Source organism: Streptomyces sp. NPDC093085, assembly GCF_040683935.1.
Lineage (GTDB): Bacteria > Actinomycetota > Actinomycetes > Streptomycetales > Streptomycetaceae > Streptomyces.
Genome location: NZ_JBFBFB010000002.1, coordinates 452,403 through 476,183, shown reverse-complemented (window position 1 = coordinate 476,183; position 23,781 = coordinate 452,403). Strand labels below are relative to the sequence as shown.

Sequence of the window (23,781 nt, the reverse complement as noted above, 5' to 3'; positions counted from 1 at the left end):
CGCCCCCCCGGAGGCCCCCGGGCTTCCGTCAGGGGCCCGCCGCTCCGTCCGTCGCCCAGTGGCCCGTGAGATCGCGGTAGAGGGCCGACCGGGAGAGCAGCTCCTCATGGGTCCCGCACTCCGGCCGCGTACCGTCCAGCACGAGGACCCGGTCGGCGCGGCGCGCCGACGACAGCCGGTGCGCGACCACGACCAGCGCGCCGGGCCGCGCCGCCAGCGCCTCCTCGGCCCGCGCCTCGGCCGCCGGATCCAGATGGCAGGTCGCCTCGTCCAGGATCAGCAGCGGGGCCGCGGAGACATACGCCCGGCAGAGGGCGAGCAACTGACGCTCCCCCTGGGAGAGCCCGCCGGGCCGCACCGTCGCGTCCAGTCCGCCGAGCCGGCCGACCAGCGCGTCCGCGCCCAGCGCCTCCACCGCGCGGACGAGTGCGTACGGCGACACGTCGGGGCGGGCCTGGCGCAGGTTCTCCCGGACGGTCCCGGTGAACACGTACGCCTCCTGCGGGACCAGCACCCGCAGCGCGGCGAGCTCCCGCGCCCCGCGCCCCGCCACGGGCACCCCGGAGAGCGCCACGGCCCCCCGCCCGGGCGTGAGCATGCCCGCGACCACCCCGGCCAGCGTCGACTTGCCGATCCCGCTCGGCCCCACGACGGCGAGGTGCTCGCCCGCCCCGACGGTGAGGTCGAGCCCGTCCAGCACGGGCGGCGCGCCGGGCCCGTACGCGACGGTCACCCCCCGCACCTCGGCGGCGGGCGCGGGGGGCGCGGGGCGCGGGGGAGACGCCGAGGGTGCCGGGGGAGTGCGGCGCGGCAGGGGTACGGGGCGGGGCGCGCCGCCGGGAGCCGCGCCGGGAGCCGCGCCGGGCGCGGGCGTGGCGGCACCTGGCCCTCCGGCACGGACTCCCGCGCCCCGCACATCTCCCGCGTCCCGCGCGTCGCCCCCGCCCCGCGCGCCATCCGAGATCCGAGGCGCCCCGGGCCCCTCCGTGCCCGTGCCCGTACCCGCATTCGGCCGGGTATCCGGGTCCGGGTCCGCCACGAACCGGTCCAGCACCACCAGCAGCCGGGTGCCCGCCGCGCCGAGCGCCGTCATCAGCGTGTGCAGCGCGGGCAGCAGCGACTGGACCAGATAGGCCAGCGCGCCCATCAGCGCCCCCGCCGTCACCCCCCGGCCGACCAGCCAGGGCGTGGCCGCCAGCAGCAGGAACACCGGGACCTGCCCGGCCACGCCCAGCGCCAGGGTGCGGAAGGCCGCCCAGCGGGCCAGGACCCGGGAGGCCCGGGCGGCGGCCTCGATCAGCCGCTCCGTACGCTCGGCCTCCGCCGCCCGCGTACCGCACGCGGTGATGTCCCGCAGCCCCGCGCCGAGGGCGCCCGCCCGGTCCGCGACCGCCTCGTCCAGGTCGAGGAAGGCCCGCTGGGCGCCGGCCATCGGGACCAGGGTGGCGAGAAAGAGACCGAGCCCCAGCGCCAGCGGGGGGACCACGATCAGCAGGAACTCCGGGGCGAGGGCGAGGAGTCCGGCGAGCGCGCCCACCGCGGTGAAGACGAACGACCGGGCGGTGAGCACCAGCCCGGCGAAGCTGTCCCGGACGATCTCGGTCTGATGGGTGAGCCGGGAGACCGCGGTGCCGTCCACCCGGGCCGGACCCGCCACCGCCGCTTCGAGCGAACGGCCCACCGCCCGGCGGACCAGCCCGTCCCGCAACGGCTCCACCAACGAGGCGAGCTGGGCGAACACGCCCCGCACCACCGGCCCCCCGAGCAGGATCGCCACCCCGGCGACGGCCAGCCACCCCAGCCCGGTACCGGTGCGTCCCGCGAGGAACCCCTGGTCGAGTCCGCGCGCCAGACAGTAACCGCCGAGAAAGGTCCCCGCGGACTCCAGCACCGACCAGCCGGCCAGCCGGACCAGCACCCCCTTCCTGGCCGTCAGGAAGCGCCACCCCAGCGGCACCACCCGTCGCACGGCCCCCCGCCCCCGTCCCCGCGCCTTCGCTCGTTCCTCTCGCCGCGCCCGGCTCTCCCGGCTCGTCTGTCTCTTCCGGCTCGTCTGTCCCTCCCGGCCCGTCTGCCCCTCCCGGTCCCCGGAGCCCCGTACCGCCACGGCCTTCCGCCCGCCCCGGCTCCCGGGGCCCCGTCCGGACCCGGCCCGGCGGCCCCGCAGGCGCGGGGCGAGGCGCAGCCCCCGGCGCCGGCCGTCGCGCCGCGCGTGCCGCCCCCCGCCCGAGCCCCGCGCCGGGGGGCCGTCCTCCCGTACCCCCGTGGCCGTCACCCCCGTGCCCCGGACCCGGTGCCCTCGGTGGGCGGCGGGGTGGTGAAGAGGGCGCGGTACTCCGGGGAGCGCCACAGCTCCGGGTGGGGGGCGACCGCGCGGACCCGGCCCGACTCCAGCCAGACCACCAGGTCGGCGCGGGCCGCCGAGGAGAGGCGGTGGGCGACGATCAGCCGGGTGGACGCCCGTACCTCCGTGGCCAGCGCCCGCGCCACCTGGTGCTCGGTCACCGTGTCCAGGCTGGAGGTCGCGTCGTCCAGGATCAGCAGCCGGCCCGCGTGCGCGAACGCCCGGGCCAGGCCCAGCCGCTGGAGCTCCCCGCCGGAGAGCGGCGCCTCCGTGCGCGGGGTGTCGTAGCCGTGCGGCAGCAGCCGTACGAAGGCGTCCGCGCCCGCCGCCCGCGCCGCCGCCAGCACCGCGTCCGCCGGGGCCCGGTCGACGCCCCGGGCCAGCGCCTCGCCGATGGTCGCGCCGGAGAGGACGGGACGTTCGAAGGCGTAGCCGACCTCGCGGCGCAGCTCCGTACGGTCGACGCGCTCCAGCCGTACCCCGTCCAGCAGGACCACGCCCGCGTCCGGCGCGGTGAGCCGGCCCGCCACCGCGGCCAGCGTCGACTTGCCCGCCCCGGACCGCCCCACCACGGCGGCCGAGACCCCGCCGGGCAGCTCCAGGTCCACCCCGTCCAGCAGCGCCCTGCCGTCCCGTACGACCCGGACCCCGCGCAGGGCGAGCGCGCCGGGCCCGCCCTCCGGCAGCCGCTCCGTACCGTGCTCCAGGGCGGGGAGCGCCACCAGGCCGGCCGTCCGCCGGGCCGCCGCCCCGGCCCGTACCAGCGCGCCCAGCACCCCGGCCGCCGCGCCCACCCCGGCGGCGAGCGCCGCGTACCGCGACACCGCCAGCAGCTCCCCGACGCTCAGCGCGCCCGAGGCGAGCCGGACCCCGCCGACCGCCACCACCCCGGTGGTCAGCAGCGGCAGCAGCACCCCGCTGTGGGCGACCGCCCGGCCGTGCACCGCCCACATCCGCCGCCCCTGCACGCCGAGTTCGGGCAGAGGCGCGAGGATCCGGGCGCGCTCGGCGGCGGTTGTCCCGGCGGCGGCGATGGTGCGCGCCCCGCCCAGCGCCTCCAGCAGCCGGGACGCGATGTCCGCCTGGACCCGCTGGTACCGCGCCACGCTGTCGGAGGAGCCCCGGGCGAAGGCGCGCAGCAGCAGCAGAAGCAGGGGGACGCCCGCCAGAAAGGCCAGCGCGGTCCACCGGTCGATCAGGAAGAGCGCGCCGAGCGCACCGGCCGGCGCGAGCAGCGAGGCGGCGAGGCCCGCCGCGCTCACCGGCGCCGTACCGGCCTCGGTCGCGTTGGCGGAGAGCCGGGTCGCCACATCGCCCGGCGGCAGCCGCCCGCCCTCCTCCGGCGAGGCGGCGAGCAGCCCGGTCAGCGCGCGCCCGCGGAGCCAGCCGGTCGCCCGGGCGCTCGTGGCGCCGCCGGCCAGGGCGACCAGGGCGTCGAGGACCACCTCGGCGGCGACCACCAGCGCGCAGAGGGCGAGCCAGCCGCCGGGCCCGTGACCGGCCCTGGGCTCGCCCGAGAGCAGGACGTCGAGGGTGGCGCCGACGACGGCGGGCAGCGCGAGCGCGGCACCGGCGGAAGCGGCCGAGCAGACCAGGACCGCCGCCGTACCGCCCGCGCAGTGCCGCGCGGCGCCCCACAGCAGCGCGGAACCGGTCAGCGCCGTCGCGGGCGCCGGGCGTGTCGGTGATGCCGGGGGTGTCGGTGAAGTCGGGGGCGTCGGGGGCGTCGGGGGTACGGAGCCGGTCTGCCGCACAGCGGCGTCCTCCTCACCGCCGGCGGCCCGGCGCGGCACATGGGGCGGGTCCCGGGCGGCGGACCGCCCGGGACCCTGGGGCCTTCCGGCCCGGCCGTGCGTGGCCGGGCCGGAAGGGAGACGTCCACGGGACGGGACGTCAGTTACAGGTGGTGACGCTCAGGCTGCTGTCACCGCAGAGCAGCAGGCTGGCCCGGCTGCCCGTGGCCACGTCGCCGGTCGCCTCTTCCTTGGGGATCTCCAGCGACTGCAAGTCGAACAGGTTCATGGTCGTTCCTCTCCTTCATGGGGACGTCGTCCTGAGGACGTCGTGCTGGGTACGGCTCCGGGAGGAGCCGGCTGAGGGGCCGCCCGAAGGGGCGGGAGGAACGGCAGGTGCGCCGCTCCGTCGGGGGTGGGCGAGAAGGCGGCGGCCAGCGCCAGGAGGCAGCCGGCGGTGCCGGTCGCCAGGTCCATGGAGAGCCGCATCATCTGCTCGCCGGGAAAGGCCAGATGACCCTGGTAGGTGAGGGCGTGCCAGGCCAGCGCGCCGACCTGGCGCCGTACGGCGGCGGGCCCGGTCCCCGGCCCGGCCGCGGGGGTACGGCTGAGGTGCAGCACCATCCCGGCGGCGCCCCGGAAGAGCCCGGGCTGCGCGTAGAACAGCGCCTGCGCCGCCCGTACGATCTCGTCGCGCGCCCGCGCGAACGCCTCGTCGGGCCGGTGGGCCAGACAGTCGTCGAGCACCATCCCGATGCCGACACTGCCCGCGCCGAGATACGGCATGGTGCGCCATCCCTCGTCGACCTGGAGCGTGCCGCCCGCGCCGTGGGTGCACCGGGCGAGATCGCGGCGGAGCGCGTCCGCCGCCAGGTCGAGCAGGGCCGGGTCGCCGGTGCGTTCATGGAGCCGTACGAAGAGCAGGGCGGGGCCGGAGGCTCCGTACAGCAGCCCGGCCCGGGAGAGCCCGCCCGACACCGTACGCGCCGACACCTCCGCGCACCGCAGGGCGGCCTCGCGCAGCCTCGGCTCGCCGGTGGCCGCCGCCAGCGCGTCGAAGGCGAGGCCCACCCCGGCGGCGCCGCCGTGCAGATCGGCGGGGAGTTCGTGCCACGGCTGGTCGAGCACCCGCTCGGCCAGCTCCATGGCCCGGTCGCGGTGGCCCAGGCGCTCCAGCGTCCAGGCGAGCCCGGCCAGCCCGTCGTAGAAGCCGAGCGGGGTGCCCGAGGCGGGCTCCTTGGTCCGGGCCAGCAGCCACTCCTCGGCCATCGCGCACCGCCCGGCCCCGGCGGCGTCGAGCGCGTAGAGCACCCCGGCCGTGCCGTAGCCGAAGGAGAGTCCGCCGCCCGCCGTGGCGAACTGCGCGATGTCGCCGGGGAAGCACCGGTCCTCGCGCTCCGGGGTCGCGGAGGCGAGCACGGCCCGCACCATCGAGTCCCGGCTGCGCGGCCAGTCGCCCGGCTCCACCGGAAGATACGGCTCCGGCGCGCCCCCGGTGCCCGGACGGTACGGCAGCGAGGCGCCCCCGGGCCGCACCGGAGCACCCGCCTCCGGACCACCCGCCTCCGGTACACCCGCCTCCGGGACACCGACCCCCGTACCGCCACCCCCCGGATCGCGCACGATCTCCGCCACCGCCTCGTCCAGGAACGCCCGCTCCACCGGGAACTGACGGGCCACCACCTCCGCCAGATGGCGCGCCTTGCCACGGTCCAGGGCGAAGAGGCTGGTCAGCGGGGTGAAGAGAGCCAGCCGCAGACAGGCCAGCGCATACCGGTCCACATCGAAGCCGCGCCGGTCGGCGGGGGCGACGAAACCGGGGTTGGCCACGGTCTGGCGGGCACCGTCGGCGGCCGGCGCCGCGGCCTCGAAGTCCAGCAGGACCACCGAGTTCTCGTCCTCGGAGACCATGATGTTGAAGAGGTGCAGGTCGTTGAAGACCACCCCGCGGCCGTGCACCGCCGCCACGGCCGCCTCGACCAGGCCGTACATCCGCACCGCCCACGCGGTGTACTCGGCGAGCCGCTCCGGTCCCGGGTCGGCGTCGATCAGCGGGTGTCTGCGGGCGAAGAAGGTGTTGAGGGGCTTGCCCTCGACATGGTCGAGGACGAGGAAGTGGTGGTCGCCGGCGACGAAGCCGCCGCGCACCCCGGGGACGCACCCGAGCCCCGAGAGCCGCTCCAGGGCCTCCTGTTCGCGCCGGAGCCGGGTGACGGCGTCCGCCCCGTCGGCCGCCAGACCCGCGTGCGGTCTCGCCTCCTTCAGGACCACCCGCTCACCGGTGGCGCGCTCCCTCCCCACGTACACGCCGCCGCCGTTGGAGAAGTGCAGCGCCCGCTCCACGGTGTACGGGAGGTCGGTGACGGTCGTCGCGGCGCGCGCCGCCAGATGGGGCGCCAGGAACGCGGGCGGCGTGACCCACTCGGGGACCCGGAAGGCGGGGCCGCGCGGGTCCGGGACAAGTCTGCCCTCGGCGTTCTCGACGGCGGGGCGCAGCACGCCCTCCGCGTCGTAGCAGTGCCGCTGGGTGAAGCTGCCGTACCGCAGATGGACCGGCCCGGCGCCCCAGCGCAGGTCGCTCAGGATGTACGGGCCCGGCTCGCCGGCCAGCAGCGTGTCCAGTTCCTCGGCGAGGGTACGGCACTGGTCGTCGTCGGCCGGGTAGACGGTGATGAACTTGCCGCTGGCCGAGCGGTCCGCGTACTTGGCGTTGCGGGTGTGCAGCAGATACCGGCTCGGCACGAACTTGAAGGCGATACGCCGGGCGAGGCAGTAGTCGGCGACCCGGTCGAGAACGGACTCGGCGTTGGCGAGACAGGCCGACACATGGATCTTCCACCCCTGGGCGGGGAGCCGGGCGTCGAGCGGGCGCAGCGCCAGCCAGTCCCCGCTGCGGTGGCGCTGCCACCCGGCCGGGACGGGGCGCAGCGCCGCCGCGTACGCGCTCTCGGGGGCCGACGTGGCGAGCCGGTGCGGTGCGTCGTAGAACTGCCGGTCCGCATCGCAGAACACGGCGTACCCCTGATTCACACGGACTCCCTCGGACGGCGACAGCGCCCACCGTGTCACGGCGGACGAAAGCCGAGACAGTCACCGATGTCACCTTCACGGTGTGGGATCCGCATGGTGTTACCGGCGGAAACGAGGGAGCGGCGGGAGCGCGGCGGCAGGCACGCCAGAGGACCGGCGGCCCCTCCTCGGGGCCGCCGGTCCTCCCGTGAACACACCCGGGAATCGCGGGAGTTACAGCGCCGGGTACGCGTTCTTCAGCAGCTCCTGGAACTGCGCGGAGAACCAGTCACCCGAGAGCGGCGCGTTCGGCAGGGCGCCCGACATGTGGTTGTTGTTGCGCGGGTTGCCGCCGTACGTCGGGTCGCACATCCGGTCGAACCCCTTGCCCTGGTCGTTCGGGATCTCCCGGCTCGCCCCGTCCGACTCCCCCGGGGGCTTCATCCAGACGTACGCGTCGATCCCGGCCGCCGGGGACGCCTTCGGCCGCTCGCCGAGGCCCGCCCCGGACTGGTTGCACCAGTTGCCCAGGTGGATCCTGCGGTCGTACCGCCCGCCGTCCACATAGGTGTCCACCGTGGTCTGCGGCCCCGGTCCGGAGGGGCGCGCCGTGCCGCCCCAGCCGTTGCGCGAGGTGTCGATCAGCATGCCGATGTTCGACGGGAAGCCCTGGTTGATCAGCTCCTGCCGGAACGACTGGGCGAACGACTGCTCGTCGACATAGCGGTTCCAGTCCACCCACGCCGACTCGCGGACCGACTTGCCGGCGATGTTGTCGTTGATGGAGAAGTGGGTCTCCGTCGTCGCCCCGTAGTTGGCGGTGTTGACGATGAAACCGGCGACCTTGTCGACCGTGCTCCCCTCGGCGGTCGCGGCCTGCTTGAAGATCTGCGCGGAGGCGCCGAAGTTGTCGTCCCAGCCGATCCAGCCGTGGTGCCCGGCGTCCACGTAGTTGTAGACGTTGTCGATGGCGCCCAGCTTGTTGAGCGCGTAGCCGACGCCCTTGATGTAGTTGCCGTTCGCCTTCATCACATCGCACTGGGGGGTGGCGGTCGGCCGGGGCTGGACGTTGGTGACGAGGTTGGGCAGCGAGTCGATCTCGACCGTCGTCACGATCCGCAGACTGGCGTACTTGGAGTCGGCGAGGATCGCGGCGATCGGGTCGATGTACTGCGACTGGTAGCGGCCGATCTCCGTCGGGCCCAGCTCCCCGTTGGAGGCGAGCGCGGCACAGTCCCGCCCCGGCAGGTTGTAGATCACGAGCTGGATGACGAACGGGTTGCCCCCGGACTGCCGCAGCGCCTCGTCGAGATGGGCGCGCAGCCCCATCCCGCCGTTCACGCCGTTGATGGCGGCGATCCGGTCCAGCCAGACGCCGGTCGGCTGGTTGGCGACCCGGGAGCCGCCCGGCTCGGCGGCGGCCTTCGCGGACCACTCGGGGTTCACATAGACCCCGGCGCCCGCGTACGGGTTGTCGACCTTGGCCAGGGCGGCGGAGGGGCCCTCCAGCGCGGTCGCCGTGCCGGCCGCCGAGGCGACCAGCGCCAGCGCGGCGAGCAGCGCCAAGCGCGCCCGGCGGCGGGGGGTGTGGGTGCGGCTCATGAGAGTCCTTTCAGATGGTCACGGAGTCCCACGCCGAAGGAGGTCGGCGTGCCGGTGTAGTCGCTGATCAGAGCCGGACCCGAGGAACAGTCCCAGGTGTTCCAGGTCCAGCCGAGGTACGAGGCGCCCCGGGCGTCGAGCCAGGCCATGACCTGGTCGATGAACCCGTGCGCACAGGTGTTCTCGCCGATCTCGCCCGCCACCAGGGGCACCTGGGCCAGGACCGGCGCGAGCTGCTCGTCCCAGCAGCTCACGTTCGAACAGGTGTTGAAGTTGTACGTGTGCCACGCGGCGGCCGTGTTGCCCGCCGGGTCGCTCGGCCGGTACGTCAGCCACTGGCGGAGGTCGTTGGCGTACGCGAGCCCGGGGACCAGCACCAGGTTCCGGGCGCCCGTCGCCCGTACGGAGTCCAGCAGCGTCTGCATCCCCGCCACCGGGTAGTCGATCCCGGGGCAGGTGCCGCCGTCGCGCCAGCACCGCCACGCCGCGGTGAGATCACCGGTGGCGCGGTCCGGGAACGGCTCGTTGAAGAGGTCGAAGACCACCGCCCGGTCGTTCTTGAAGGTGTCCGCGACCGAGGACCAGAACGCCGGGGTGTACTGGGCGTTCGGCATCGGCTTCTGGCAGGTCGCGTACGCGGTGTCCGGGCAGTGGCTGTCGCCGCCCGTGTACCGGCCGTGGCTCCAGTGCAGTTCGACGACGGGGGTGATGCCGTGCGCCTCCAGACGGGAGACGAACGCCCGGACCGCCGCGATGTAGGTGGCCCCGGAGTACGCCGGGTTCACATGCGGCAGCCCGAGCCAGCACTCCTCGTTCAGCGGCACCCGTACGGTGTTCACCTTCCAGTCGGCGATCGCCTGGACGGACGCGTCGTCCACGGGCCCGTCGAAGATGCCGTAGCCCTGGATGCACGCGAACTCGCCGCCCGAGCGGTTCACACCGAGCATCCGGCGTGTCGTGCCGTTCTGATCGACGAGCTTGTTCCCCGAGACCTTGAGCTCCGGCGGCGCGGCGGCGAGCGGCTCCGCCGGACACTCCTCGGCCTGTGACGGGGTGGTGCGGTACTCGACGGCGCAGTCGGCCGCGGCTCCCGACGCGGTCGACCGCGGAGCGAAAGCTGTCCCCGCGACGACCAGGGCCGCGGCGGCCAGCAGTGCGCAGAGGCGCGGTGGTGCTCGCATGGAGCGACTCCTCGCTGCCCATACGCCGCCTGACACGGCGTATGACTGATGGAAGCGCTCCCACTGGTTCTGTTCGACGGTAGCGCCGAAGTGGCGTGAGTCAACAGCTCCGTTGGATTCTTTTATCCGTCAACTCGCTTAAACCCATGTCGTGTTCAAAGTCTTGACAGGTCCACGCTCCGCCTTGACGCTATGGGAGCGCTCCCACTGGTTCGTACCTCAACCCCCCACCCGCACGGACCGCGAGGAGGATCCCTCCATGCTCCGCATGCTCGGCTCACGAGGCTCACCACCAGGCGCGTCCGCCCCACCCGGCAGGGCCCCCGGCCCCCGCCGCCCCGTCCGGGGGCCGCGCGGCCTCCGCAGGACCGTCATCGCCCTGACCGCCGCCCTCCTCCTGCCGCTGAGCCTGACCGCGGTCGACACCGCCCCCGCCCGCGCCGCAGCCCACCACCCGCCCCTCGCCGTACTGACCAGTCCGGCCCCCGGCGCGGTCTTCGCCGAGGGCGACACGGTGCCGCTCGCCGCCACCGCGGTGGCCGCCGACGGCGCCCGCGTCGGCAAGGTCGAGTTCTACGACGACACCAGACTGCTGGGCACCGCCACCTCGGCGCCGTACACCCTCGACCTCCGGGACATCCACGCCGGCGACCTCTCGCTCTACGCCAAGGTGTACGACGCGAAGGGCGCCACCGCCGAGTCCACCCCGGTCGGGGTACGGGTCACCGAAGGACCCACGGTCATCGCCACGCCCGGCCAGGCCGGGGTGCGCCAGGGGCGTACCGGCACCCTCGCGGTCCGGCTCGCCACCCGGCCGAGCACCGACGTCCGGGTCACCGTGGCCCGTACCGGGGGCAGCTCCGGACTGAGCGTCACCTCGGGCGCCGCCCTCACCTTCACCCCGGCCGACTGGGCCATCCCGCAGCGGGTGACCCTCACCGCCGGGCCCAGCGGCACCGGCGTCACCACCTTCACCGCGCGCGCCGCAGGACAGGCCCCGGCGGAGGTGACCGTGGCCCGGCTCGGCGCGGCGGCCACGTACGACGACCGGTTCCTGGAGCTGTACGCCAAGATCACCGCACCCTCCGCCGGGTACTTCTCGCCCCAGGGCATCCCGTACCACTCGGTCGAGACCCTGATCGTCGAGGCGCCCGACCACGGCCATGAGACCACCTCCGAGGCGTACAGCTATCTCATCTGGCTCCAGGCGATGTACGGCAAGGTCACCGGCGACTGGTCCAGGTTCAACGGCGCGTGGGACATCATGGAGAAGTACATGATCCCCACCCACGCCGACCAGCCGACCAACAGCTTCTACTCCGCGTCGAAGCCCGCCACCTACGCGCCCGAGCACGACGAGCCCGCGCAGTACCCCTCCCAGCTCAACGGGGGCGTCCCGGTCGGCAGCGACCCGATCGCGGGCGAGCTGAAGAGCGCGTACGGCACCGACGACCTCTACGGCATGCACTGGCTCCAGGACGTCGACAACGTCTACGGCTACGGCAACGCCCCCGGCAGGTGCGAGGCGGGCCCCGGGACACCGGGCCCCTCGTACATCAACACCTTCCAGCGCGGCCCCCAGGAGTCGGTCTGGGAGACGGTCCCGCAGCCCACCTGCGACGCCTTCACCTATGGCGGCCCCAACGGCTATCTGGACCTCTTCACCAAGGACGCCTCCTACGCGAAGCAGTGGAAGTTCACCAACGCCCCCGACGCGGACGCCCGCGTCGTCCAGGCCGCCTACTGGGCCTCGGAGTGGGCCAAGGAGCAGGGCAAGGGCGGCGAGGTCGCGGCCAATGTCGCCAAGGCCGCGAAGATGGGCGACTACCTCCGCTACGCCATGTACGACAAGTACTTCAAGCGCGTCGGCAATTGCGTGGGGGAGACCACCTGCCCGGGCGGCAGCGGCAAGGACAGCTCGCACTACCTGCTCTCCTGGTACTACGCCTGGGGCGGCGCCACCGACGCCTCGGCCGGCTGGGCCTGGCGGATCGGCTCCAGCTTCAGCCACAGCGGCTACCAGAACCCGATGGCGGCCTGGGCGCTCAGCTCGTACGCCGACCTCCGGCCCAAGTCGGCCACCGGGCAGCAGGACTGGGCCACCAGCCTCCGCCGCCAGGTGGAGTTCTACCGCTGGCTCCAGTCCGCCGAGGGCGGCATCGCGGGCGGCGCCACCAACAGCTGGCAGGGCCGGTACGCGACACCGCCGGCCGGCACCCCGACGTTCTACGGCATGTACTACGACGAGGCCCCCGTCTACCACGATCCGCCGTCCAACCAGTGGTTCGGCTTCCAGGCCTGGTCCATGGAGCGGGTCGCCGAGTACTACCACCGTACGGGCGACAGCGCGGCCAAGACGGTCCTCGACAAGTGGGTCACCTGGGCGCTCTCCCGGACCACCGTCAACGCCGACGGAACGTACCGGATCCCCTCCACGCTCCAGTGGTCCGGCAAGCCGGACACCTGGAACTCCGCCTCCCCCGGCGCCAACTCCGGGCTCCATGTCACCGTCGCCGACTACACGGACGACGTGGGCGTGGCCGCCGCGTACGCCAAGACCCTCTCGTACTACGCGGCGAAGTCCGGCCACACGGCGGCGCGCACCACCGCCAAGGCGCTTCTGGACGGCATGTGGGACCACCACCAGGACGCCCTGGGCATCGCCGTCCCCGAGACCCGCGCGGACTACAGCCGCTTCGCCGACCCGGTGTACGTCCCGAGCGGCTGGACCGGCGCCATGCCCAACGGCGACCGGATCGACTCCTCGGCCACCTTCACCTCGCTCCGCTCCTTCTACCGGAACGACCCCGACTGGCCGAAGGTGGAGGCGTATCTGCGCGGCGGCGCCGCCCCGGTCTTCACCTACCACCGCTTCTGGGCCGAGGCCGACATAGCGCTGGCCCTGGGCGCCTACGGGGACCTCTTCGAATGAGACCCCGGGCGCCCCGCGGGCCCCGCGGGGCGTGACGCTCCCTCACCCTGCCCTGGTCCCCGGCCCACGCGCCGGGGACCAGGGCAGGACGGGTCTACTGCTGCTGACCCACGAGCGCGGCCAGCTCCGGGTCGTTCTCGTACCGCCGCCGGTGCAGGTCGGCGATCTTCGCGCCCATCTCCGGGTCCTCGTCGTCGGTGATGTCGTACGAGTCGTACTTCGCGACCAGGGGCATACCGATCCGGTCGGTGTGGGCGTGCGCCGGGTGCGTCAGGTACTCCCAGTAGCTGTCGAGGTCCTCGATGACGAACATGGCGGCATAGTCGTAGTCGCCTCCGAAGTCGCGGCCGACGACGAACTGCTTCACGGCGGGGATGACCCGGCCCTGGTTGCGCATGCTCTCCACAGCCTCCTCCAACTGCTCCTGCGTCACGCCCTCCCGGGCCTTCAGACGGATGCCGTGGTAGATCATCGTGCTCCCCTTCGCAGGTGGTGACAGGTATGCCGGCGGCATGGTGCCGAGCGCGGTCATGAGCCGACTGTGCCCCGGACCGGTCTCCCGCCGCATCGGCATGAGGTGCCTATCCGCCGCCGACGGCATCTCGGCACACCCCCTGGCCCCTGGGCGGGCAGCAGGCTCAGGGGCTGTCGGGCCGTTCCCGCGCGACGAGGCCGGGGTGGTCCTTGAGCTGCCTGCGCGAGGTGATGGCGAGCTTGCGGAAGATGTGGCGCAGGTGGGCGTCGACGGTGCGTTTGCTGACATGGAGCTGGACGGCGACTTCGTTCGAGGTGGCGCCCGAGGCCACCAGGCGGGCCACCGCGACCTCCTGCATGGTCAGCTTGTCGTACGTCTGCCCGGACGGGGCCCGGACCTTCTCCCCGGTGGCGCGCAGCTCACCGGCGGCCCGCCGGGCAAAGGCCTCCGCCCCCGTCCTGGACAGCATGTCGTGGGCGGTACGCAGGTGCTCACGGCAGTCACGCCGGCGGCCTTCGCGCCGCAGCCATTCGCCGTACAGGAGGTGCGCCCGGGCCAGATAGGGGAGGAGCGAGCTCTCGGCGAGCAGATCGACGGCTTCCCGGTAATGGTCCTCGACGCCGGTCACCAGCCCCCGTGAGTAGGCCGCGACGCCTCGGCCGGCGACGGTTCCGGCGGCCGAGGTGCGCTCGGCCAGGGAGTCCGCCGCCCGCGCCGCGGTGACGCGGTCGCCGCAGCGGACCGCGGCTTCGACCAGCTCCGGCAGGGCCGCTCCGGTGAGGAACAGATCGCCGTGCTCGGTGGCGCCGCGAGCCGCCGCGAGCGCCGCCGGGTAGTCGGCCAGCCCGTTGTTGAGCAACGCCGTCGTCCAGTGCAGGTTCATCACCTGCCCCGGATCTCCGGTGGCCGGGTCCTCTCCGGCCGCCTCGCGTCCGGCCGCCTCGCGCAGCCGGCGGAACTCGTCGCCTCGGCCGCGGTGCGCGGCGAGATGGAGCCGGTGATGGAGCAGCGGGGGCGCGCCGGCCGCGTCGGCGATCGCCTCCTCCTCCGCGGTGGCCGCGATCGCCTCCCCGAGGTCACCGGTGAGGGTGGCGTCGACCGCCTTCTGCGCGAGGCCGAGCCGGAGCAGCAGCGGCGAGCCCGACGCGCGGCCCGCCTTCACCAGCCAGGCGGCGATCTCGGCATTGGTGTCCATGGACCACAGCTCGAAGGCGATCATCGTGGCGAGCGCGGGACGCCGCGTCCAGAACGCGGTGCCGCTGTCGTGGAGGGCGTGGCGCAGCAGCGGGAGCGCGGTCTCGTACGCGCCGGTGGCCAGCACCATCAAACCGTCGAGGACATCCGGCGGGCCGGCCGCCGGCGCCGTGGACCGGGCGGCGGTGAGCACCTGGTCGATGACGGCACCGCCGCGCCCGACCACCAGGCTCATCTCGACGGCATCGAGGAAGGAGTCACGCGCCCGGCCCGGATGCGGCGCCGCCAGCCGCCCGGCGGCGCGCACCATCAGCGCCGGTCCCGAGCCGTCGCCGGGCCGGGTGAAGGCGATGCGGCCCCGCAGCAGGTCGGCATCGGCCCGCTGGACCTCGTCCAGCAGGGCGGTGTCCAGGGCCGCGAGCAGCGTGGCCGCCTTGCCGGACGCCCCCGCTTCGAAACCGGCCTCGGCGGCGCGCAGCGTCCGTTCGACCCGGCGTGCGGGATCCAGCGACAGCGCCACCGAGCGTTCGAGGAAGGCCGCCGCGGCTGCCACACCCCCGCGCGCCCGGGCCCGCTCCGCGCACCGCTCCAACTCGCCCGCGACCTCGTCGTCCGGTCCTGAGCAGGCCTGGGCGCGGTGCCAGGCCCGCCGGTCGGGCGCCGTGACCGGGTCGGTGACCTGCTCCAGAGCGGCGTGCGCCGCGCGGCGCTGGGCCGGGTCGGCGGCCCGGTAGACCGCCGAACGCGCCAACGGGTGACAGAACCGGATACGGGTACCGAACGCGACCAGCCCCGTCGCCTCCGCCTCCGCGCCGGCCGGTACCACGGTGAGGTTCAGCCGGCGCGCGGCCGGCCAGAGCAGGCCGGGGTCGCCGGTCGGGTCGGCGCTCGCCAAGGTCAGCAGGGACCGCGCCCCGGCGGAGAGACCGGTCAGGCAGGACCGGAAGCCGTGCTCGATCCGGGTCGGCACCGAGGCCAGGTCCGGCGGGACGAAGCCACCGGCGCGGTCCAGCTCCAGCAGCGCCAGCGGGTTCCCCTGGGCCTCGGCCACCAGCCGCTCCCTGACCTGGTCGTCGAGGGGGAACGGGCTCCGCCGCGCCAGCAGCACCCTGGCGTCCTCGTCGCTCAGCCCGCGGACCGCCGCCGTCGGCAGCTCGCCGAGTCCGGTCGCCGGATACGCCGGCCGCGCCGCGAAGAGCATCGCCACCGGGTCGACGGCGACCCGGCGGGCCAGGAAGACCATCGCCCGCGCGGAAGCGGTGTCGACCCACTGCGCGTCATCGACCAGACAGAGCAAGGGCCGCTCCCGGGCCGCCGCCGTCGCCAGTCCCAGGGCCGCCAGCCCGATGAGGAACGGGTCGGGTCCGCCCTCGGCCAGCCCGAAGGCCACCCGCAGGGCGTCACGCTGCCGGGCCGGCAGCTCGGCGAGGTGCTCCAGCAGGGGCACGCAGAGCTGGTGCAGCGCGGAGTACGGCAGTTCCTGCTCGAACTCCGCCCCGGACGCCCGGACCACCCGGAACCCGCGCGCCGCGTGGTGGGCGTGGTCCAGCAGGGCGCTCTTGCCGATGCCCGCCTCGCCTTCCAGCACCAGCGCGCCGCCCCGCCCCGCCGACGCGGCGCCGGTCAGCTCGTCGACGCGCCGCAGCAACTCGTCTCTGCCGACGAGCGGTTCGGTCGGACTAACAGGTGTCGGCATACGCTAACGGTAAGTGACCGACAGGGGTGGCCGGCACCGCGACCGCACCTTCCGGCCAGGGACTTCCCTCCTTGCGCCCCTCAAGTCGCTTTGTTTTAGGACCGTTTGATGTATTTATGGCGCTCTGTTTTGACAACAGAAGGTCAAATCCTGGTTTCTGATCTGTCGGAACGAGTCCTGTCGATGTCACTCTCTGGACGGCTCACCGCGCGTAGACCCGGCGGTGGGTCGTTCCGTGACACCCGTACGCCTCTCAGCACCTTCTTCGGGCGTCGGCCGCACCCGGGCCGCCGCTTCCCCCCAGAGGGCCGCCCACGCGGCGGTCCGCCACCCTTGGAGACTGAGTGAGACTCGTAGCGTCCACCCCCCGCACCTCCCGCAAGGCCCTGCGCGTCACCGCGCTCGTCGCCTCCGCCGCCATGGTCGCCGTCGCCTTCCAGTCCGGCACCGCCGCCGCCAAGACCGACCCCACCCGGGAGCGCGGCGCCCTCGCCCTGGAGCTGACGCCCGCCCAGCGCGTCGAGGCCATCAAGACCGCGCAGGCGGAGACCGCCGGCCAGGCCAGGTCCCTGGGGCTCGGTGCCGCCGAGAAGCTGATCGTCAAGGACGTCGTCAAGGACGCCGACGGCACCGTCCACACCCGGTACGAGCGGACCTACGAGGGGCTGCCCGTGCTCGGCGGCGACCTCGTCGTCCACGCGGCCCCCTCCGGGAAGCAGCAGGTCACCAAGGCCACCTCGGCCCGGATAGCCGTGGCCACCACCGACGCCGCCGTGGCCGCATCCGCCGCCAGGACCAAGGCCCTGAAGGCCGCCTCCGCCGAGAAGACCACCGAGGCGGCGGCCGAGAGCGCGCCCCGCAAGGTGATCTGGGCGGCCTCCGGCACCCCCGTGCTCGCCTGGGAGACCGTCGTCCACGGCTTCCAGCCCGACGGCACCCCGAGCGAGCTGCACGTCGTCACCGACGCGGCCACCGGCGCCGAGCTCTTCCGCGACGAGGCCATCGAGACCGGCACCGGCACCGGCAAGTACAACGGCACCGTCACCCTCGGCACCACCCAGAGCGGCAGCAGCTACAACCTCACCGACGCCGGGCGCGGCGGCCACAAGACGTACGACCTGAACCAGGGCACCTCCGGCACCGGCACCCTCTTCACCAACTCCAGCGACACCTGGGCGGGCGGCCGGCTCACCGCCGGGGTCGACGTCCACTACGGCGCCGCCACCACCTGGGACTTCTACAAGAACGTCCTGGGCCGCAACGGCATCAAGAACAACGGCGTCGCCTCGTACTCCCGCGCCCACTACGGCAACAGCTACGTCAACGCGTTCTGGAGCGACTCCTGCTTCTGCATGACGTACGGTGACGGCTCCGGCAACAGCAACCCGCTCACCTCCCTCGACGTCGCCGCCCACGAGATGACCCACGGCGTCACCTCGGCCACGGCCAACCTCAACTACAGCGGTGAGTCCGGCGGCCTCAACGAGGCCACCTCCGACATCTTCGCCGCCGCCGTCGAGTTCTACGCCGCCAACCCGAGCGTCCCCGGCAACTACCTGGTCGGCGAGCAGATCAACATCAACGGCAACGGCACCCCGCTCCGCTACATGGACAAGCCGAGCAAGGACGGCGCCTCCAAGGACTACTGGTCCTCCTCGCTCGGCAGCGTCGACGTCCACTACTCGTCGGGCCCCGCCAACCACTTCTTCTACCTGCTCGCCGAGGGCAGCGGCGCGAAGACCATCAACGGGGTGAGCTACAACAGCCCCACCTACAACGGCGCCACCCTCGCCGGCATCGGCCGCGACAAGGCCATCAAGATCTGGTACAAGGCCCTCACCACCTACATGACGTCCACCACCAACTACGCGCGGGCGCGCACCGCCACCCTCAGCGCCGCAGGCGACCTGTACGGCACGAGCAGCACCGAGTACCAGGCGGTCGCCGCCACCTGGTCCGCCATCAACGTCAACTGACGGCCCGGCCTTAGCCCGTACGGGCGTACACCCGTACGGTCGCGTCCACCACCCGGGGCACGGTCCGCGCACTTCGCGCGCGCGGACCGTGCCCCTTCGCCGTAGGGTGCGGACCATGGCCGGACAAAAGGGACCCGGACCGGGGGAACAGGGTGCGGGGCACCCCGCCGCGCCCGCCGCGCCGCCCGGTCCCGCCGCGCCGGACCCCCGGCGGTGGCAGGCGCTGGCGGTCTGCCTGGTGGCCGGGTTCATCGTGCTGCTGGACGTCTCCATCGTCAACGTCGCGCTGCCCTCCATCCGCGAGGGGCTGCGCACCCCGGTCTCCGACCTCCAGTGGGTGGTCTCCGGTTACGCCCTCTCCTTCGGCCTGCTGCTGATCCCCGGCGGCCGGCTCGGCGACGCCCGGGGCAGACGCCTGGTGTTCCTCTGGGGGCTCGCCCTCTTCATCCTCGCCTCCGCGCTCTGCGGAGCCGCCCAGTCCAGCCTCTGGCTGGTCCTCGGACGGCTGGTGCAGGGGATCGGCGGCGGGGTGCTCTCGCCCCAGATCTCCGCCCTCATCCAGCAGCTCTTCTCCGGCCGGGAACGCGGCCGGGCCTTCGGCATGTTCGGCACCGTCGTGGGTATCTCCACCGCCGTCGGGCCCCTGCTGGGCGGCCTGATCATCCAGGCGGCCGGAGCCGAGGAGGGCTGGCGGTGGGTCTTCTACGTCAACCTCCCGATCGGCGCCGTCTGCCTGGTCCTCGCCCACCGGCTGCTCCCCGACACCCCGTCGGCCGGTCCGGTGACCCTCCGCGACCTCGACCCCGTCGGCGTCCTGCTGCTCGGCTCCGGGATCCTCGCCCTGCTGCTGCCCCTCGTCCAGTCGGAGCAGTGGCACGGCGGCACGAAGTGGCTGCTGATGGTGGCCGCCGCGGCGCTCCTCGCCGGTTTCGTACGGTGGGAGGCGCGCTGCCCGCGCCGCGGCACCCAACCGGTCCTGGACCTCTCGCTCTTCCGGATCCGCTCCTTCCGGCTCGGCTGCGCGCTGATCCTGCTCTACTTCGCCGGGTTCACCACCGTCTTCTTCATCAGCACGCTCTACCTCCAGAGCGGACTCCACTACACCGCCCTCCAGGCGGGCCTCGCCATCACCTCCTTCGCCCTCGGCTCGGGGGCGGCGGCCGCCCTCGGCGGACGGCTGGTGGGGCGCTTCGGCCGGCCCCTCGTGGCCGTCGGGCTGACCCTGGTGACCGCCGGACTCGTCCTCACCGCCGTCGCCGTCCACCTGGTGCCGGGGCGGAACGCCGGCTGGGCGATGGCGGCGCCGCTGCTGCTCGCCGGGATCGGCAGCGGCCTGGTCATCTCGCCCAACCAGACCCTCACCCTCGCCTGTGTCCCGGTGCCCATGGCGGGCAGCGCGGGCGGCACCCTCCAGACCGCCCAGCGGGTGGGGTCCGCGCTCGGCATCGCCGTCGTCGGCGACGTCTTCTTCGCCCAGGTGACGGAGGACGGCTGGGCCAGGGCCTTCGACCACGGACTGGTGGTCGCCGCCGGGTTCACCCTCGCCGCGCTGGTGGTCGCGCTCGCCGACATCGCGGTGGCCCGCCACGACGAGCGCCGGCGCGCCCCCGTGCCCCCCGCCCCGCCGTAGCCGGGCCCCTACGGCCGTACCGCCCGCACGCCGGTATGCCCGGACCCGTGGGCGCCCTCGCCCCCGTACCCCCGCCGCCGACCGGAGAGAGGAACCAGCGATGACGCCGCCCACCGAGCCCCAGGGATCCGAGGGACCGGAAGGCCCCGCACGCCCCGAGGGGAACGCCGCGTACGGCAAGAAGCCCTTCCAGCGCTCCCGGAGCCACTTCGCCGACCGGATCACCGCGGACGGCGCCGACGGCTGGCCCGTCGAACCGGGCCGCTACCGACTCGTCGTCAGCCGCGCCTGCCCCTGGGCGAGCCGCGCCCTCGTCGCGCGCCGCCTCCTCGGCCTGGAGGACGCCCTCTCCCTCGCCGTCGCCGACCCGATCCAGGACGACCGGAGCTGGCGCTTCACCCTCGACCCCGGCGGCCGGGACCCCGTCCTCGGCATCCGCTACCTCGCCGAGGCGTACGACGCCCGCGAGCACGGCTATCCGGGCGGCGTCAGCGTCCCCGCCGTCGTGGACATCCCCAGCGGCCGGCTCGTCACCAACGACTTCCAGCGCATCACCCTCGACCTCGCCACCGAGTGGACGGCGCTGCACCGCCCCGGCGCCCCCGACCTCTACCCCGAACCGCTGCGCGCGGAGATCGACGAGGTCATGGAGGGCGTCTACCGGGACGTCAACAACGGGGTCTACCGGGCCGGGTTCGCCGCCTCGCAGAGCGAGTACGACGAGGCGTACCGCACCCTCTTCCACCGGCTCGACCTGCTCTCCGAGCGGCTCACGGCCCGCCGCTACCTGGTGGGGGAGACCCTCACCGAGGCCGACATCCGGCTCTTCACCACGCTCGTCCGCTTCGACGCCGTCTACCACGGGCACTTCAAGTGCAACCGCTCGAAACTGACCGAGTCCCCGGTGCTCTGGGCCTACGCCAGGGACCTCTACCAGACGCCCGGCTTCGGCGACACCGTCGACTTCGACCACATCAAACGCCACTACTACCTGGTGCACTCCGGGATCAACCCGACCGGGATCGTCCCGCTCGGCCCCGACCCCTCCGGCTGGACGACCCCGCACCACCGCGAGGAACTGGGCGGCCGGCCCTTCGGCGACGGCACCCCGCCGGGCCCGGTCCCCCCGGACGAGGAGATCCCGCCGGCGGGCCGCCCCTGACCGTACGCCCTCAGCCCCGTCGCCCCTCCCCGCCGGACCCCTCCGCGCCGGGCGGATGACGCAGTACGTACGCCCCGACGCACCCCGACAGCACCACCACACACGCCGCGAACATCAGCCCCGCGCCCCGGAGCCCCAGCACCAGCGTCAGCGCGCCCACCCCGACCACCGGCAGCGCGATGCCCAGATACGCGACGACGAAGAAGGCGGAGAGCGTGGCGCCCCGGTGTTCCGGCGGCGCCGCCCCGCCCACCGCCGCCAGCGCCGCCCGGAACCCCAGCCCCTGCCCCAGACCGCCGCAGAGCGCGCCCGCCACCAACAGGGGCAGCGACCGCACCGCCAGTGAAGCGGCCACCAGCGCCAGCCCCGCCACCAGCACCAGGCAGCCGCCCGGCAGCGCCGCCCGCACCCCCAGCCGCCCCGTCAGCGTCTGACCCACCGTCGACGCCAGGAAGACCGAGAAGACGACCGCGCCCGTCACCGCCAGATTCCGCTCCGCCAGGGTCTCCGAGAGAAAGCTCGGCGCGACCGCGGTGAAGAGCCCCAGCAGCGCGAACCCGGCGAAGGCGGCGAGCGCCGCGGGCACGAACACCCCCCGGATCCCGGGCGGCAGCGCGAGCCCCCGCAGCCGCACCCGGACCCGCTCGGGCCGGTCCACCGTCTCCGGCAGCCGCCAGGTCAGCACGGCGGCCACCGCCACCAGCGCCAGATGCGCCAGGAACGGCAGCGCCAGCGGCCAGGGCGCGTACTGCGCCAGCACCCCGGCGAGCAGCGGACCGCAGCCGAGCCCGCCCATGTTCGCCGCCGTCGCGGCGAGCCCGGCCCGCCCCTCCTGTCCCGGCTCCGCCAGCTCCAGCACATACGCGGTGGCCGCCCCGCTCAGCAGCCCCGCGGCGAAGCCGGAGAGCAGCCGCCCGGCGAAGAGCGCAGGCAGCCCGCCCTCGAAGAGGAAACAGAGCGCGCCGGCCGCCGAGAAACCCAGCGCGGCGAGCACCACGGGACGCCGCCCCACCTGGTCGGAGAGGTTCCCGGCCAGCAGCAGCACGGCGATCACCCCGAGCGCGTAGACGGCGAAGACCACCGTCACCATCAGCTCGGAGAAACCCAGGCGCTCCCGGTAGAGGCCGTAGAGCGGGGTGGGCAGCGTGGTGCCCGCCATCCCGACGGCGAACACCCCCGCCGCCACCGGATATCCCGGCCGCCGGTGTCCCTCGCCCGCCATACGACCTCCGCCCGCCGGGCCCGGCTCACTACTGGCCGCGCTGCTCCGCCTCCACGGTCTCGTAGATCAGGCCCTGGAGCCCCTCGGGGTCGGGCACATGGCGCAGCGTGAGCATCCCGTGCTCCGAGGCCGACTGGATGGTCAGCGTGCCCTCCCGCAGCACCCGCTCCCACAACGTGGCCCGGAACGCCACATCGTTCACCCGCACCAGCGGGATGCTGTGCCCGGTCTTCGTCAGGAACCCGCTGCGCACCGAGATCCGCTTGGTGGTGACGATGTACACGGTGGTACGCCACTTGAGCAGCGGCACCAGCCAGAACCACACCGAGCCGACGACCGCCGCCGCCAGCACCACCAGCGAGGCGATGTCCGCCCAGCCCTCCCCGTTCGGCAGCACCCACAACAGCGCGCCCGCCACCGCCCACACCACCACGAGGACGACGAACTCGCCCACCAGTTCGGTCCAGTGCTGGCGCGTGGCGTGCACCAGTTCCTCGTCCTCGGCCAGATGCCGTCGTACATTCACCATGCGTGAAATCCTGGCACAGTCGGATGACCACACCATTCAGATGGGGTATCGGTCCGTTCACGGTCTTGTCCGACGACGGGCTCGTCCGTTCACCGTCTGGTGGGTTCACCGTCCCGCCCGGGCACCGGGGCCGTCCGCAGCGAGGACTCCACCTCGTCCAGCGCCTGCCGCGCCGCCGTGATCCGCGCGAGCAGCACCGCCCGCGCCTCCTCCGGGCCGCCCGGCGCCACCGCCCGCTCGTGCACCGGTCCCCGCGTCTCCAGCTCCCGGGCCTCGTCCAGGGAGTTGATGACCACCCCGATCAGAAGATTGACCAGCAGGAACGACCCCAGCAGCACGAACGACGCGAAGTAGACGATGGCCCAGCGGGAGACCTCCAGACCGCCCCGCACCGCGTCGCCCAGACCGTCCAGCGTGATCAGCAGGAAGAGCGTGAGCGCCGCGCGGCCGAGCGAGCCGTAGTGCTCGGGGTCGGCACGGGCGAAGAAGACCCAGCCGAGCATGGCGTACACGTACAGCAGCAACGCGCCGATCAGCACGAAACTGACGGTGCCCGGCAGGCTCTTGCCGACCGCGACGATCACGATACGGAGCTGCGGCAGGAAGCGGGCCGCGCGGAGCACCCGGGCGAGCCGCAGCAGCCGCAGCAGTGTGGTGTTCTCCTGGGCGAACGGGGTGAGCGCCAGCGCGACGACCGCCAGGTCGAAGACGTTCCACGGGTCGCGGACGAACTCCCGGGGACGGTCCGCGTAGGCGGCGGCGCGCAGCAGGATCTCCGCAGTGAACGCGGCGAGGAAGAGGTGCTCGGCGAGCTTCACCTCGGTACGCCACTCCCGCATGAGACCGGTGTACGTCTCCACGCCGAGCAGACACGCGTTGCCGACGATCAGGAAGAACACCGTGCCGGTGAAGGCGGGGGAGTTGACGACGCGGCGGCTGTGCACGGCGAGGGCCCGAGGCCCTAATCGACCGGTCCCGTGGGGCATCGGGGGCGTCGGGAACATCGGAAAAGCGACTCTTTTCGTGAAAGCCGGATGTAAACACCGGCGTGAAAGCCGGGAGCGGCCGGTGCCCGGGGCGGGGCACCGGCCGCTGG

General features: G+C 73.9%; 15 protein-coding genes. 4 read left to right on the top strand and 11 right to left on the bottom strand.

The window, feature by feature from the left end:
* Positions 1 to 28: 28 nt before the first annotated feature.
* From AB0O07_RS08820 to AB0O07_RS08795, 6 genes are all read right to left on the bottom strand, one after another.
* Positions 29 to 1,969 carry an ABC transporter ATP-binding protein gene (locus AB0O07_RS08820; RefSeq protein WP_365629200.1) on the bottom strand — a complete coding sequence of 647 codons (1,941 nt, stop codon included), beginning with the start codon at positions 1,967 to 1,969 and terminating at the stop codon, positions 29 to 31.
* A 302-nt stretch (positions 1,970 to 2,271) separates the two neighbouring features.
* Complete coding sequence (locus AB0O07_RS08815) at positions 2,272 to 4,098, bottom strand: ABC transporter ATP-binding protein (protein WP_365629197.1); 1,827 nt, start codon at positions 4,096 to 4,098, stop codon at positions 2,272 to 2,274.
* Between the two features lie 139 nt (positions 4,099 to 4,237).
* The gene (locus AB0O07_RS08810; protein WP_365629194.1) at positions 4,238 to 4,366 is read right to left on the bottom strand and encodes a SapB/AmfS family lanthipeptide; all 129 of its coding nucleotides are present in this window, start codon (positions 4,364 to 4,366) and stop codon (positions 4,238 to 4,240) included.
* Complete coding sequence (lanKC, locus tag AB0O07_RS08805) at positions 4,363 to 7,107, bottom strand: class III lanthionine synthetase LanKC (RefSeq protein WP_365629191.1); 2,745 nt, start codon at positions 7,105 to 7,107, stop codon at positions 4,363 to 4,365. The genes AB0O07_RS08810 and lanKC overlap by 4 nt, the downstream gene beginning before the upstream one ends.
* A gap of 213 nt (positions 7,108 to 7,320) precedes the next feature.
* A complete protein-coding gene (locus tag AB0O07_RS08800; protein WP_365629188.1) occupies positions 7,321 to 8,688 on the bottom strand; it encodes a glycoside hydrolase family 6 protein in 1,368 nt (455 codons plus the stop codon).
* Entirely contained in the window at positions 8,685 to 9,869 is a 1,185-nt protein-coding gene (locus AB0O07_RS08795) for a cellulase family glycosylhydrolase (RefSeq protein ID WP_365629185.1), read from the bottom strand. The genes AB0O07_RS08800 and AB0O07_RS08795 overlap by 4 nt, the downstream gene beginning before the upstream one ends.
* A gap of 259 nt (positions 9,870 to 10,128) precedes the next feature.
* Here AB0O07_RS08795 and AB0O07_RS08790 point away from each other — a divergent pair, with 259 nt between their 5' ends.
* Positions 10,129 to 12,801, top strand: a complete 2,673-nt coding sequence (locus tag AB0O07_RS08790) for a glycoside hydrolase family 48 protein (RefSeq protein ID WP_365629182.1) — start codon at positions 10,129 to 10,131, stop codon at positions 12,799 to 12,801.
* Between the two features lie 94 nt (positions 12,802 to 12,895).
* Here the strand turns inward: AB0O07_RS08790 and AB0O07_RS08785 are convergent, their stop codons facing one another.
* Positions 12,896 to 13,333, bottom strand: a complete 438-nt coding sequence (locus AB0O07_RS08785; RefSeq protein WP_365629179.1) for a Dabb family protein — start codon at positions 13,331 to 13,333, stop codon at positions 12,896 to 12,898.
* 106 nt (positions 13,334 to 13,439) lie between these two features.
* Positions 13,440 to 16,166 carry a LuxR family transcriptional regulator gene (locus AB0O07_RS08780; protein WP_365629176.1) on the bottom strand — a complete coding sequence of 909 codons (2,727 nt, stop codon included), beginning with the start codon at positions 16,164 to 16,166 and terminating at the stop codon, positions 13,440 to 13,442.
* Positions 16,167 to 16,510: 344 nt separating this feature from the next.
* On the opposite strand from AB0O07_RS08780, the gene AB0O07_RS08775 reads away from it, so the two are divergent.
* The 3 genes from AB0O07_RS08775 to AB0O07_RS08765 all read left to right on the top strand — a co-directional run bounded on the left by AB0O07_RS08775 (position 16,511) and on the right by AB0O07_RS08765 (position 20,934).
* A complete protein-coding gene (locus tag AB0O07_RS08775) occupies positions 16,511 to 18,142 on the top strand; it encodes a M4 family metallopeptidase (protein WP_365629173.1) in 1,632 nt (543 codons plus the stop codon).
* A 115-nt stretch (positions 18,143 to 18,257) separates the two neighbouring features.
* Complete coding sequence (locus tag AB0O07_RS08770; RefSeq protein WP_365629170.1) at positions 18,258 to 19,772, top strand: MFS transporter; 1,515 nt, start codon at positions 18,258 to 18,260, stop codon at positions 19,770 to 19,772.
* A 100-nt stretch (positions 19,773 to 19,872) separates the two neighbouring features.
* The gene (locus tag AB0O07_RS08765) at positions 19,873 to 20,934 is read left to right on the top strand and encodes a glutathione S-transferase C-terminal domain-containing protein (RefSeq protein WP_365629167.1); all 1,062 of its coding nucleotides are present in this window, start codon (positions 19,873 to 19,875) and stop codon (positions 20,932 to 20,934) included.
* Positions 20,935 to 20,944: 10 nt separating this feature from the next.
* On the opposite strand, the gene AB0O07_RS08760 is transcribed toward AB0O07_RS08765, so the two are convergent.
* From AB0O07_RS08760 to AB0O07_RS08750, 3 genes are all read right to left on the bottom strand, one after another.
* Entirely contained in the window at positions 20,945 to 22,156 is a 1,212-nt protein-coding gene (locus AB0O07_RS08760; RefSeq protein ID WP_365629164.1) for an MFS transporter, read from the bottom strand.
* Positions 22,157 to 22,184: 28 nt separating this feature from the next.
* Positions 22,185 to 22,685, bottom strand: a complete 501-nt coding sequence (locus AB0O07_RS08755) for a PH domain-containing protein (RefSeq protein WP_365629161.1) — start codon at positions 22,683 to 22,685, stop codon at positions 22,185 to 22,187.
* A gap of 89 nt (positions 22,686 to 22,774) precedes the next feature.
* The gene (locus AB0O07_RS08750; RefSeq protein ID WP_365629158.1) at positions 22,775 to 23,689 is read right to left on the bottom strand and encodes an ion transporter; all 915 of its coding nucleotides are present in this window, start codon (positions 23,687 to 23,689) and stop codon (positions 22,775 to 22,777) included.
* Positions 23,690 to 23,781 lie beyond the last annotated feature (92 nt).

Coding starts and splice junctions, on each gene's coding strand:
- AB0O07_RS08800 (WP_365629188.1), bottom strand. CDS start 8,688: ATGAGCCGCACCCACACCCCCCGCCGCCGGGCGCGCTTGGCGCTGCTC.
- AB0O07_RS08770 (WP_365629170.1), top strand. CDS start 18,258: ATGGCCGGACAAAAGGGACCCGGACCGGGGGAACAGGGTGCGGGGCAC.
- AB0O07_RS08780 (WP_365629176.1), bottom strand. CDS start 16,166: ATGCCGACACCTGTTAGTCCGACCGAACCGCTCGTCGGCAGAGACGAG.
- AB0O07_RS08795 (WP_365629185.1), bottom strand. CDS start 9,869: ATGCGAGCACCACCGCGCCTCTGCGCACTGCTGGCCGCCGCGGCCCTG.
- AB0O07_RS08765 (WP_365629167.1), top strand. CDS start 19,873: ATGACGCCGCCCACCGAGCCCCAGGGATCCGAGGGACCGGAAGGCCCC.
- AB0O07_RS08755 (WP_365629161.1), bottom strand. CDS start 22,685: ATGGTGAATGTACGACGGCATCTGGCCGAGGACGAGGAACTGGTGCAC.
- AB0O07_RS08790 (WP_365629182.1), top strand. CDS start 10,129: ATGCTCCGCATGCTCGGCTCACGAGGCTCACCACCAGGCGCGTCCGCC.
- AB0O07_RS08760 (WP_365629164.1), bottom strand. CDS start 22,156: ATGGCGGGCGAGGGACACCGGCGGCCGGGATATCCGGTGGCGGCGGGG.
- AB0O07_RS08750 (WP_365629158.1), bottom strand. CDS start 23,689: ATGTTCCCGACGCCCCCGATGCCCCACGGGACCGGTCGATTAGGGCCT.
- AB0O07_RS08785 (WP_365629179.1), bottom strand. CDS start 13,333: ATGACCGCGCTCGGCACCATGCCGCCGGCATACCTGTCACCACCTGCG.
- AB0O07_RS08810 (WP_365629194.1), bottom strand. CDS start 4,366: ATGAACCTGTTCGACTTGCAGTCGCTGGAGATCCCCAAGGAAGAGGCG.